The organism is Longimonas halophila (assembly GCF_002554705.1).
In the GTDB taxonomy this organism is placed as follows: domain Bacteria; phylum Bacteroidota; class Rhodothermia; order Rhodothermales; family Salinibacteraceae; genus Longimonas; species Longimonas halophila.
The window spans coordinates 320,769-332,882 of sequence record NZ_PDEP01000003.1; the positions used below are offsets into that span (position 1 = coordinate 320,769).

Genomic DNA, 12,114 nt, shown 5'->3' on the forward strand with positions numbered 1-12,114 from the left:
AGTTACGCATCCAAAAACGCGAGCAGTTCGCGGTTTACGCGATCGGGCATGTCATGCTGCACCCAGTGGGTCGCGTCGTGCAGCATCACGAGGCGTCCGTGTGCGCAGCGGGCCACGCTTTTGGAGGCCATGTGCGCCCGGAGCGCCACATCTTGCTTGCCCCAGAGCACCAGCGTAGGCGGCTGGATCGGCTCGGTCGGGACGGCGCGCAGTCCGTTGGTTTGCACAGCCGCGCGGTACCAGTTGAGCATGCCGCGTACCGCCCTCGGCTGGCGCCAGGCCACACGGTAGCGCCGTAACTCGGCCTCCGAAAACGTATCGGCATGGGCGCTCAGGCGCATTAGCAACGCCAGCGCCTCGCCGTTGCACTGGCGCAGCAGCCATTCGGGCACACGCGGAAGCTGGAAAAAGGCCGCATACAGACTGCGGATGCGCTGCACCGGATCGGTCCGCAAGGTATTCAGCATCACATGCGGATGGGGCACGTTAAGGATGCCCAGGCGGCGCACACTATCCGGCGCACAGGCCGCGAGCGTCCACGCCACAATGGCGCCCCAGTCGTGGCCCACGACATCGGCCTGGGCGCGCCCCGTGTCGTCAATGAGCACGCGCACATCGTCGATCAGGTGGCGAATCCCATAGGCGGCTACGTCGGACGGCTTGTCGCTCCAATGGTAGCCCCGCTGATCGGGCACGATGACGCGACGGCCCGCCTGTGCCAGCGCCACGATCTGATGCCGCCAGCCGTACCAGAACTCCGGAAAGCCATGCAGCAGAATCACCGGGTCGCCCGTAGGCGGTCCGGCTTCAACCACATGCAGCCGCACCGACGGCGCAGTGCGCACGAAGCGATGACGGCATCGCATTGAAGTATATTCAAGGATCGACATGATCGATATGCAAGGTTTATTTTTTATAAAGCGAACGTAAAACGCATGAACGAATGCTCCAATGATCCATGTTTCTGACGCACTCGTAAACACTGGCTCTCATGGAAAGTACACACTACAGTTGAACACGTCTTGCTATCCTATTCGCGGCTCACTGCGCCGCTTGATTTTTCACCGGCTTGCCCGCCCCGCTATGATTCTCATCATTGACAACGAGGACCCTGCCATCAACGTGCTGGCAAATGCGCTGCGCATCAGTGGGGAGACCGTGCGCGTAGTCGATAACACCGCCATCACACTGGAGGAGGTCCGCGACTTGCGCCCGAACGGGCTGGTCTTTTCGGAAGGTACAGGAGCGCCCGAAGATGCCGGCATTACCGTGCCTGCCATTGAAACGTTTGCTCCGCTCGTGCCCATCTTAGGCGTGGGGCTGGGGCATCGGGCCGTAGGAGTGGCTTTTGGCGGATCCGTATCGGAGTCGGCCCGCGACGACGCCACCGGCGCGGTTACGCACGACCATCGTGCCCTGTTTGAAGGGCTCGACGACCCGTTTGAGGTGACGAGCGATTCGGCTCCTGTGCTCCTTGACGACGAGTTTCCGGTGGCCCTGCAGGTGTCTGCGCGCGCCGAAAACGGAACCGTCATGGCGGTGCGGCATCGCGGATTTAAAACCAGCGGGATCCAGTTTCGGCTCGAAAACATGAACCCCGCTCAGGCCGAACGCCTTGTCTCCAACTGGATCGACACGCTGTACGACATCCGCGACGGTGCGTTTGATCAGCTGCAGTTACCGTCTTCTACCGCTCCTTCGAGCCCCGACAGTTCCTCCAACTCGGGCAGCGCAGAAGAGACGGCTGTGTACGAAAGCGACGGCAAGAGCATGTTCGACCGGGTAAAGGAGCAGGAAGAACAGCGCAGTGCGCAGGAGCAAAACGCCAAGTAATCGACCGCCGATCGTGATACGCTCGTAAGATGTGGGACCGTGCGGGCACGGAGGCGGCGCGCACACGTGCACAGGGCGTGCTTTTCGTGCACATCTACCTAACCGCCCTGCATCGCGCTTATGGGACGCCGCAGCTCATCTGACCTCCCCACCAAGATCTGCCCCGTATGCAACCGCCCGTTCGAGTGGCGGAAGAAGTGGGAAGACGATTGGGAGAACGTGAAGTACTGCAGCGAACGCTGCCGGCGCAACAAGCACCGCGACGATGTGCCGTGGGCGGCCCCGCCTGATGACCAATAGCTTCTGCGCCAACCCCTTGTCTTATGGCCCGCCCGCTTCTCGTCTGGTTTCGCAACGACCTGCGCCTGCACGACCACGAACCGCTCTCCTACGCGCTGTCTGAAGAGCGCCCCATCATCCCGCTCTACTGCGTGGATCCACGTCACTTCGATACGGTGTGGTGGGATCTCCCGAAAACCGGTCCGTTCCGCGCCCGCTTTCTGCTGGAAAGCCTGAACGACCTGCGCAGTTCGCTGGAGGCGAAGGGCAGCCGCCTGGTCGTGCGTGAGGGCCACCCCGAGGATGTGATTCCCCAGCTGGTCGAGCAGCACGATGTTGCCGAGGTGACGTGCTACGAGCAGTTGGGCACTGAGGAGCGCGACGTGGAGGACGCCGTCATTGACGCGCTGGAGCCCACCGATGCCGACATGGCCTTCTTCTGGGGCCAGACGCTCTATCACATCGACGACCTGCCGTTTCCCGATCCCGAGGCGCTGCCGGATGTCTTCACCCCCACGCGCAAGAAGCTCGAAAAGCAGAGCTCCATTCGCGAGCAGTACCCCACGCCCGACGCCGTGCCTCCGCTGCCCGACGGACTCGACGCCGGACGCATTCCCTCGCTCAGCGATCTCGGCTTCGACCACGACGGCGTCCCCGATGAGCGCAGCGTGCTCCCGTTCAAAGGCGGCGAAACGCGTGCCCTCGACCGTGTCGACGAATACATCTGGCGCGGCGACCACCTGAAGCGCTACAAGAAGACCCGCAACGGCCTGCTGGGCGCCGACTATTCGTCGAAGTTCTCCGCCTGGCTGGCGCACGGCTGCGTCTCGCCCCGCTACATCTTCGACGAGGTAAAGCGCTACGAGCGCGAGCGTACCAGCAACAAATCGACGTACTGGATGATCTTCGAGCTCATCTGGCGCGACTTCTTTGCGTTTATCGGATGGAAGTACGGTGACCGCCTCTTCCACCAATCCGGTCCCATGAACGTGCAGGTAGACTGGACCGAGCATGAGCCCTCGTTTGAGGCATGGGCAAGCGGCACCACCGGCATTCCCTTCGTGGATGCGAACATGCGCGAGCTCAACCAGACCGGTTTCATGTCCAACCGAGGCCGCCAAAACGTGGCCAGCATGCTCGCCAAGAGCCTGAACATCGACTGGCGGCGGGGCGCAGCGTACTTCGAGGCGAAGCTGGTCGATTATGACGTAACGAGCAACTGGGGCAACTGGGCCTACAACAGCGGCGTGGGCAACGACCCGCGCAACCGCTACTTCAACATCGTAAAGCAGGCCAAGCGCTACGACTCCGACGGCAACTACGTGCGCCACTGGCTGCCCGAACTGGCCGACGTGCCCGACCACTACGTCCACGAGCCGCACACGATGTCGCACGAAGAGCAGAAAGAGTACAACTGCGTCATCGGCGCCGACTACCCCGAGCCCATTGTCAACCTGGAGAAAACGTATGAGCGGCTGCGGAATGGGTGAGGTCAGTCTGGAAGTTCGTCTTATTTATCTGGATGTGCAAACACGAGCACCTTCGGGATGTCGTCCTCTAATCCGAGATAGATGCCCTCGTCGTCTACGTCCATGGCCCGGACGACCAGATCATCGGGACGTTGGATGCCATCGTAGACGTAGTTGCCGTACGGCTCGCCGTCGATCGTATACGCCAAAATGCGAATCTGCTCTGGCTCTTGGAAGGCCGCGTACACAATGTCGTCATGGACAGCAGCGGCCCGAATATAGGGTTGGAAGGGAAACCGTTGATCAACAGCCGGACGGAATTGGCTCAGGTCTTTGTTATTAGCCAGCGCGTCGTCGAGCACCTCATTGTAGATGTCGAAGCGGTGCGTTTCGGTCGTATCCTCAAAGACTCTCACAGTCTCGTAGTGCTCGGAGACATACACAAATTGGCCGTGCTCTTCATGAATCCACCCGTTACTCGCCAGGAAGATGATCTCCTCATCCTCAAAGTACATATCTCCAAAGCGCTCTCGTAGCTCACCATCCCGGCCCATTCTGGAAATAAGTCGGTTTGATCCACTGCGTTTGAATGCGGAGCCGTATATAGATCCATCTTCGGTCAACGTAAAATCGCTTGCGTAGACGTACTTTTGCGCATAGGTCTCAATGAACTGCCCTTCTCGGTGAAAGAGGTCGAACCGGCGGTTGCCATTGTTCGAAACGAGCATTGAGTCTCCACTCACGTCGATGTGCCCAATGTAGCGGAACTCGCCGGGCCCCTCGCCCTCCCCTTCTCCAATCTGCCTAAGCAGGGTGCCGTCGCGTGTGTAGACAAGCACCTCATTGCGCTGGTAGTCGGCAACAAACACCGCATCATCGCTGACTTTCACATCGCGAACCTGCCCAATGAACGAGTCATCACTCGGAATCGTGTGCCGCACCTCAAGGGGTTGCTCCTGGGGCTGGCCTGCGGCTTCGTAGGCAGAGCCAAGTAGCAAGACGGCTGCGATCAATGTGAAGAGCGTTCTATGCATGGTAGCGGTTCAATGGTAAGTGATTGTCATATGGCCGACATCATCGGAGCCAGACAACCCCCTCTGTCTATCGACATCTCCCCCTTGGAAAAGGGGGAGAAACCCGAAGGGAGAGGGGGTTCGAACAAGACAAACCTACATTCTACGATAGCTTTATCACTTAGCGTCTACCCACTACCCTATGCATGTTTGACCGTGGCTCTGTTGACAGAGACGTGCAGGCAATCGCCCCATTTCTTTTTGAATGGACGATGGTATACAACAAAACCGACAAAGCAAAACGCAAGAACATCTGCACAACACAATGTTATGTTTTCTTGAAGCCCATCTCTTTAATGCCGTAACGTTGCTGTCTCTCTGCCGCTTCCGCCCCGCAAACTCCGCACATTCCACCCGTGCAGGCGTTATACGCCGCACGTGCAGTATTGCATGTAACCCAATCCCCTTTTGCTATGAATATGCCTGTCAACGGATCGTCTTCGAACGGATCTGCCCCACCCGAGTCGCCTGCTGGCGCGCCGCCGCATGTCGTTATCATTGGCGCGGGATTCGGCGGGCTGCAGGCGGCGAAGGCCCTGCGTCGCTCCCCCGTCGAGGTCACGCTCGTGGATCGCAACAACTACCATAAGTTTCAGCCGCTCCTCTACGAGGTGGCTATGGCCGGGCTGGAGCCGGATGACATTGCCCACAACGTGCGCGACATCTTCCGCAACGACGACAACATCCGCTTCCGAATGGGCACCGTCACCGGTATCGACACGCAAAACCAGCGCATCGAGCTCGATAACGGCTTCATCGCCTACGACTACCTGATCGTGGCGGGCGGGGCCGAGGTCAACTACTTTGGCGTAGCAGGCGCGCAGGAGCACGCCTTCCCGCTGAAGAACGTGACCGATGCCGTCAACCTGCGCCATCACACACTGCGCCAGTTTGAGCGCTACGACCGCCTGCGCCAGGAATCGCCCGACACCATCCCCGACGGAATGCTCAACTTCGTGCTCGTAGGCGGCGGGCCCACCGGCGTCGAAATGTCGGGCGCGCTCGTGGAGCTCTTCGACACACTCGATCGCGACTATCCCGACTTCGACGTGCGCGACCACGCCCGCGTCATTCTGTTGGAGATGCAAGATGCCTTGCTGCAGGGGTACGACGACTCGCTGCAAGACTACACGCGCCGCACCCTCGAAGATCGCGGCGTAGAGATCGAAACCGGCACTACCGTCGAACGGGTCGGTGCCGACGCTGTCACCCTGGCCGATGGTTCGCGCATCCCCACACACACCCTGATCTGGGCCGCCGGCGTGCAGGCGAGTCCATTGGCCGACCTGCTTGGGGCCGAGCAAACGCGCAGCGGGCAGGTCGTCGTCTCCGATACGCTCGCGCTGCCTACTCACGACAATGTGTTCGTGGTGGGCGACATGGCCGCTATGGAGCGCGATGAAACCAGCGACTGGCTGCCGCAGGTCGCACAGGTCGCCATTCAGTCGGGCGAGCATGCCGCCGAGCAGATTCGTAACAATGTGCAGGGGCGCACGCGCACCGCGTTCTCGTACAGCGACTACGGGCAGATGGCTACCATCGGACGCAATGCCGCCGTGGCCGAACTCGCGGGCGGACTCAAGTTCAAGGGCATCATCGCCTGGCTCATGTGGGTCGTCATCCACATCGCCAAGCTGGTCGGCTTCCGCAATCGCGCCAGCGTGTTCATGGACTGGATCTACAACTACTTCACGTACAAGCGCCACGCCCGCCTCATTCTGGATTCGGAGCATGCTCCCAAAGAAGCCGAATCGCCTGCCGCGCCGGTGGCATAGCCGCGCGTCGTAACTTTGCGTTTGGGGGATGCGTACAATAGACGGCTTCGAGCCTACCTTTCGCATCCCCATAGCCAACCTGCCTTGTGCCCATGCGTCTTACCGCCGACGAACGTGCTGCCCGCCGCGATATTGATACCTGGGCGCAGAGCCTAAGCTCGCCTGTGTCGCAGCTCATCAACTGGGCCATGCAGCCGGTAGACTGGGTGGTGGAGCGCAGCGTGTCGGGCGAGATGCTCGATCGCGCCGAAGACGTGACCGCCGAAGCGCTCTCGCAGCTCAGCGACATGTCCGCGCGCACCGGCGTGCTCGACACCGTCCGCTCCGATGCCCGCGCACAAGGGATTGAGATCGACGCCGTAGAAGATCTGCGCCACGAACCGCTGGAGGTGCTCGACGAACTGGCCCGCACGCGCATGCAACAGAACGCGCTCATTGCGGCGCTGGAGGGCGGCGGCACCGGGCTGGGCGGCGCGGCGCTCCTGGTGGCCGATATTCCGCTGCTGTTTACGATCAACTTCCGCGTGATCCAGACGATCAGCGCGTGTTACGGCTTCCCGATGCACGACGCCGCGTACCGTCCGCTTGTGCTGGCCATCTTTACCGCCGCAGCCTCAGGCAGCCGCGCCACTCGCGCCGATGCGCTTCGTGAGTCCAGCGTGGCCGCGGCGGCTCTGGTGCACGACCACCCGTACAGCGGACGCCGCACCGGGTCGTTTCATGAACAGAACCGCCACGTACCGCGCGAAATTGCCAAGGCGCTCATCCGCCGCAAGCTGGGGCAGCTCATTCCGCTGGCCGGAGCCGCCGTGGGCGCAGGCGTGAACTACTGGTTCACCAAGTCGACCGCAAAGACGTCATTCATGTGCAGCCGCGCGCTGTACTTGGACTGGAAAGAGCGGCATCAGTAGTGGAGCCGTGCGGGGTCCGTTGGCGCAGGTGCCGGGCGACGGGGCAAGCACACACGCACCGTGGTGCCGGTATCCGGCGCGGTATCCACCTGAATGGAGCCTTGCATCAGCTCCACCAGATGCTTGGTAATGGTGAGGCCCAGGCCGCTGCCTTCGTGCGAGCGCGTATCGCCAGTGGAGACCTGCTGAAATGCCGTAAAGATCTGTGGTACCATATCGGGCCGCATGCCCACCCCCGTATCCGCCACAGTCAACGTAAGGTCTGCTTCGGTGGCGCGGATGCCCACCGTAACCGTCCCGCCCGCAGGCGTAAACTTAACGGCGTTGTCGATGACGTGCGTAAGGATGCGCGTGAGCGCCTCGCGGTCGATGACGGCTTCCACCTCCGAAGGCGGGCGCTTTACCGTTAGCGTTACGCCCTGATCCTCAGCCTGTGCGCGGAACGACACCGCCACATCGTAGAGTACCGCCGCCGCGCTGAGCTTCGTGGGCTGCACGCTGACCGCTGCGGCTTCGAGCTGCGAGAGCTCCAGCACCGCGTTGAGCGTATCGAGCAGGCGCTGGCTCGACCGCCGCATGAGCGCGCTGAACTTGTTGGCAGGGCCCTTTAGGTCCAGGTCGTTGAGCACATCCGCAAACCCCATGATTGCAGCCAGCGGCGTGCGGATTTCGTGGCTCATATTGGTAAGAAAGGCCGACTTGAGGCGGCTCATCTCTTCGGCTTTCTCTTTCGCATCGCGCAGCGCCTCCTCGGCTTTTTTCTCGGCAGTGCTATCTAAGAGCACACCGTTCAGCGTGCGTCCGTTTGGGCCTTGTTCGGGCACTGCCACTCCACGAATCCAGCGCACAGCGCCTGTATCCGTCTGAAACGGGACGTCATGTCGCCAGGGCGTGCCGGAACGCACCGCTTCTGCCACAGACGCCAGGAACGCCTCGCGGTAATCGGGGAGCACACGGGCGGCAAACCATGCAAACGCCTCGTGCGTGCCTCGCGTGTCGAGCGGGTAGTCGAGCAGTTCGCGAGCGTACTCGCTGATGAACTGCACATCGTAGCGCGGCGCGTCGTTAGGCTCCATGTGCGTATCCATGCGAAAGACCACGCCCGGAATGCTGTTGGCCAGGTTGCGCAGCCGCTGCTCGCGGTCATAGAGTTCGCGATAGGCACGCTGGCTCTCGGTAGCGCGCATTTCCAGTTCGTTCATGACCACCTGCGCCAGCTTTTTGAGCGTCTGCCGGTCTTGTTCGGTGGGCGAGCGCGGCCTCGTATCCATTACGCAGAGCGTGCCTACGCGGTAGCCATCGGGCGAGGTGAGCGGCATCCCCATGTAAAAGCGCAGGTGCGGCGGTCCGGCCACAAACGGGTTGCCCTTGAACCGTGAATCGTGGCGTGCGTCTTCAACCACCATCAGCCCCGGCGTGCGGATGGTGGTGTTACAGAGCGCCTGGTCGAGAGGCGTTTCGTTGACATCGGTGCCCACGCACGACTTAAACCACTGCCGCTCCGCATCAATGAAGTTTACCACAGCAATCGGCACATCGAGCGTGTGCGCGGCCAAATCGGTAATGTGGTCGAACGCCTCCTCGGGCGGCGTATCCATGATCTGGTAGCGCTGGAGAGCGGCCAAGCGCGCGGGAGCATGGGGCTCACCGTAGCGATCGTGCTCTGTAGAAAGGTCTATCGTATCTGCCTTCATAGGTGAACATCCATTTGTGTGCGCAACTATGTTTCGGCACGCACAAGTATGCGTGTTGCCACACACGCATCGCTATCGGAGAAAGAGGGCATGTAAATTACAAAATCACAACTCCGGCATCTATCTGATAGATTCGGACCAAGATGCAACGAAGTCGACGCGCGGGCAAACGTTACTTTTGACGCCGCCAGACTTGCTTGGGCAAAGATCAGCCTCACTTGAGATGGCGCTGGGACCAGGAGAACGGCCCCGAGCGTGCAAGTTCGATGTTGAGATCCTTCCGCTTCGGGGACCCAAAGCGCCCCCCTCTCCCCCGACTACTACTCGCCAGGCTCCGTTTTCCACCGCGGCCATTCCACATAGAACGTAGTGCCTTCGCCTTTGATAGACTCCACGCGAATGGATCCGCCCATCAGGTCGACAAGACGCTTTGTGATCGCCAACCCCAGCCCGTTGCCCTCGTAGGCGCGCGCATCGCCGGTTGACTCTTGCTTGAAGGCATCGAACAGATGGGGCAGGAAGTCCGCATCGATTCCAATCCCTGTGTCTTGTACGTCAAGCTGAAGCTGCTGGTCGCTGGCCTGCAACTGCACCGTGACGGTTTCTCCTTCGGACGAAAACTTGACGGCGTTATCCACCAGGTGCGTAACGACCCGTTCAAACGCAGTCTGGTCAAGGACAACAGGCACCGGCTCCTCGGGCGCGTGCACATCAAGACACACGACGCCCTCGTCGGCCTGACGGCGTTGCATCCGAACGGTGCTGCGCAGTACAGAGGCCGCATCGAACTCAGCCGGATGCAACGTCATGGCGTCCGCCTGAAGCTGCGACAGGTCGAGCACGGAGTTCAGCGTGTTCAGAAGCCGCCGTCCCGCCTTATGGATGAGCGTGGTGCACTTGCGGGCACGCTCCGGCAGATCGAGCGACATTAGCACGTCCGAGAATCCAATAACCGATGTGAGGGGCGTGCGGATTTCATGGCTCATGTTTGCCAGGAAGGCGGTCTTCAGGCGGCTCATCTCTTCGGCTTTCTCTTTGGCCGTTACCAATGCCTCAATCGCCTCTTTACGTTCTGTAATGTCTTGAAGCGCTCCGCCGACCCGAATGACCGTGCCTTCGTCGTCTCGGTCAATTACGCCGCCTACCGTGCGTACCCAGCAGGCATTGCCCTTCGCTGTCGTAAGCTGCAGCTCCAAATCGTAGGTTTCCCCGGTGCGGATACAGCGGTCCAGGGCCTCTTGGAGGCGCGTGCGTGCATCATCAGAGTAAAAGCTCAGCGCCTTGTGTACGGTGACCGGCGTATCGGGATCCACCTCATGGATGCGATAGACTTTCTCTGTCCACGACAGCGAATTGGCCTGCACGTCCAGTTCCCATGCTCCAGCAATACGCTGCGTCTGCGACAGCAGGTTGCGCTGCTGGCGAAGCGCTGTTTCGCGGCGGTTGCGCTCGGTCACATCTTGCTGCACCGACACCCAGTGCGTGCAGGTGTCCTCTTCATTGCGAACAGGTGCTATGTTCCACTGCACCGTGTACGGAGTGCCATCTTTGCGGTAGTTGACGGTCTCGCCCTCCCACGGCTGCCCACGCTCCAAGTGCGCACGCAGGACCTCCAGCACCGCCCGGTCGGTTTCTGGGCCCTGTAGGATGCGCGGGGTCTTTCCTTTGGCCTCATTAAACGTATACCCCGTCATCTCCTCGAATGCAGGGTTCACATAAACAATGGGTGGTCCCGGCGGATCGAGTGGTTCGGCTTCGGTGATGAGGACGGCTTCGTTAAGTTGCTCAACAGCTTTTGCGAGCAGGTTTCGTTCATGGGCAACGGCCTGCTGCTCGGTGATGTCGTGTACATACACCGACAGCCCCTGCTCAAACGGATGCACATGAACGCGGTACCAGCAGTCTGCCTCTGGATCCTCATATACCGTTTGCAGCGACGTTTGCTCGCGCTGCGCGCTGCGCAGGGTAGGCTCCAGAGCCACTCGCTCTGTATCTGACAGAAGCTCCCATACGACCCGGCCCCGTAGCGCTTTAGGGGATTCGCCCCAGTGCTCCGCTGCTTTGTCATTCACATACGTGATGCCCCACTGCGTATCTACCGTGTAAAACGCCTCCCCAATCGCCTCCAGCACCGCGTGTTTTTTGCGCTCGGCAGCCCGCTGCTCCAGTTCATCGATCACGACCTGGGCCAGGCGAGCCAGCGTCTCTTCGTCGTGGGAGGTGGGGTGCCGGGGCGTGTGATCCATCACACAAAGCGCCCCCAGGCGGTGTCCATCGTGCGTGATGAGCGGTGCCCCCATGTAAAACTGCACCTTGGGCTCGTCCTGCACAAACGATTTGTCAGCGAACCGGTCGTCGGCACGCAGATCGGGGATGGTGAGCACCTCCGGCGTTTCAATGGTGGTGTTGCAAATGGCGTTGTCGAGACTCATGCTCTCTGCTTCCAACCCAACGCATGACTTGGGCCACTGCCGATCGGCCCCGATGAGGTTGATGGCCGCGATGGGCATGTCTAACACGTGCGATGCCAGCTCGGTGATGTGATCAAAAGACGCTTCTGACGCTGTATCCCACACATGGTAATGACGTAACGCCATGAGCCGCTCCGCGTCGGGCGGACCGTCGGGCGCTATATTTGATGGAATAGAATCAGTCATGCAAGAGGATGAGCAAGTCAAGGGAAACAGCAGTCTGCAACAGTGAAGATGGGGAATCTTGGCTACAGAACCAAGAAGCACAACTGCAGCGCAAAGGATACACGCGTTCGATCCTTACCAATCAGATACAGATATGAGTCTTCATGTTTATATTCTACATTTTAAAGTGCAGGATGTTTGCGTAACATGACTGTCACGTACGCGGACCCCATGGTACATGACAAAAGTTGAGTGTCTCTTCAAACGCGAATGATTGCCTACCCATAGGATATTATCCATAGGGCAGATGAGCCGTCGGTCGTTGAAGCAGGCTCAAACAGCGGAAGAGGGCGGCGTCTTGCCGCTCGGGGGTCGTCAGTATCTGTTGCAACCCATCTAACCCGTACCGGAACAGGCTCTTCGCGCGGCGCTCGTGCGCCTTTT

9 protein-coding genes are annotated in these 12,114 nt (G+C 60.3%); 5 read left to right on the plus strand and 4 right to left on the minus strand.

The window, feature by feature from the left end; translation table 11 throughout:
* Positions 1-2: 2 nt before the first annotated feature.
* Entirely contained in the window at positions 3-890 is an 888-nt protein-coding gene (locus CRI93_RS05240) for an alpha/beta fold hydrolase (RefSeq protein ID WP_098061553.1), read from the minus strand.
* Between the two features lie 193 nt (positions 891-1,083).
* Here CRI93_RS05240 and CRI93_RS05245 point away from each other — a divergent pair, with 193 nt between their 5' ends.
* The 3 genes from CRI93_RS05245 (at position 1,084) to CRI93_RS05255 (ending at position 3,602) form a co-directional block, all read left to right on the plus strand.
* Positions 1,084-1,833, plus strand: a complete 750-nt coding sequence (locus CRI93_RS05245; protein ID WP_176521707.1) for an anthranilate synthase component II — start codon at positions 1,084-1,086, stop codon at positions 1,831-1,833.
* Positions 1,834-1,953: 120 nt separating this feature from the next.
* Positions 1,954-2,133 (plus strand): DUF2256 domain-containing protein, encoded by a 180-nt coding sequence (locus CRI93_RS05250; protein WP_098061555.1) that lies wholly within the window; start codon positions 1,954-1,956, stop codon positions 2,131-2,133.
* Positions 2,134-2,156: 23 nt separating this feature from the next.
* Complete coding sequence (locus tag CRI93_RS05255) at positions 2,157-3,602, plus strand: DASH family cryptochrome (protein ID WP_098061556.1); 1,446 nt, start codon at positions 2,157-2,159, stop codon at positions 3,600-3,602.
* Between the two features lie 20 nt (positions 3,603-3,622).
* Here the strand turns inward: CRI93_RS05255 and CRI93_RS05260 are convergent, their stop codons facing one another.
* Positions 3,623-4,579, minus strand: coding sequence for a 6-bladed beta-propeller (locus CRI93_RS05260; protein ID WP_176521708.1), 957 nt, complete (start codon positions 4,577-4,579; stop codon positions 3,623-3,625).
* Between the two features lie 488 nt (positions 4,580-5,067).
* On the opposite strand from CRI93_RS05260, the gene CRI93_RS05265 reads away from it, so the two are divergent.
* Positions 5,068-6,429 (plus strand): NAD(P)/FAD-dependent oxidoreductase, encoded by a 1,362-nt coding sequence (locus CRI93_RS05265; RefSeq protein WP_245850341.1) that lies wholly within the window; start codon positions 5,068-5,070, stop codon positions 6,427-6,429.
* Between the two features lie 92 nt (positions 6,430-6,521).
* Positions 6,522-7,340 carry an EcsC family protein gene (locus tag CRI93_RS05270; RefSeq protein WP_245850344.1) on the plus strand — a complete coding sequence of 273 codons (819 nt, stop codon included), beginning with the start codon at positions 6,522-6,524 and terminating at the stop codon, positions 7,338-7,340.
* Here CRI93_RS05270 and CRI93_RS05275 read toward each other — a convergent pair.
* A complete protein-coding gene (locus tag CRI93_RS05275; RefSeq protein ID WP_176521709.1) occupies positions 7,334-8,965 on the minus strand; it encodes a GAF domain-containing sensor histidine kinase in 1,632 nt (543 codons plus the stop codon). The two genes, CRI93_RS05270 and CRI93_RS05275, sit on opposite strands and share 7 nt — an antisense overlap.
* A 389-nt stretch (positions 8,966-9,354) precedes the next feature.
* Entirely contained in the window at positions 9,355-11,691 is a 2,337-nt protein-coding gene (locus CRI93_RS05280; RefSeq protein WP_098061560.1) for a PAS domain S-box protein, read from the minus strand.
* Between the last annotated feature and the right edge of the window lie 423 nt (positions 11,692-12,114).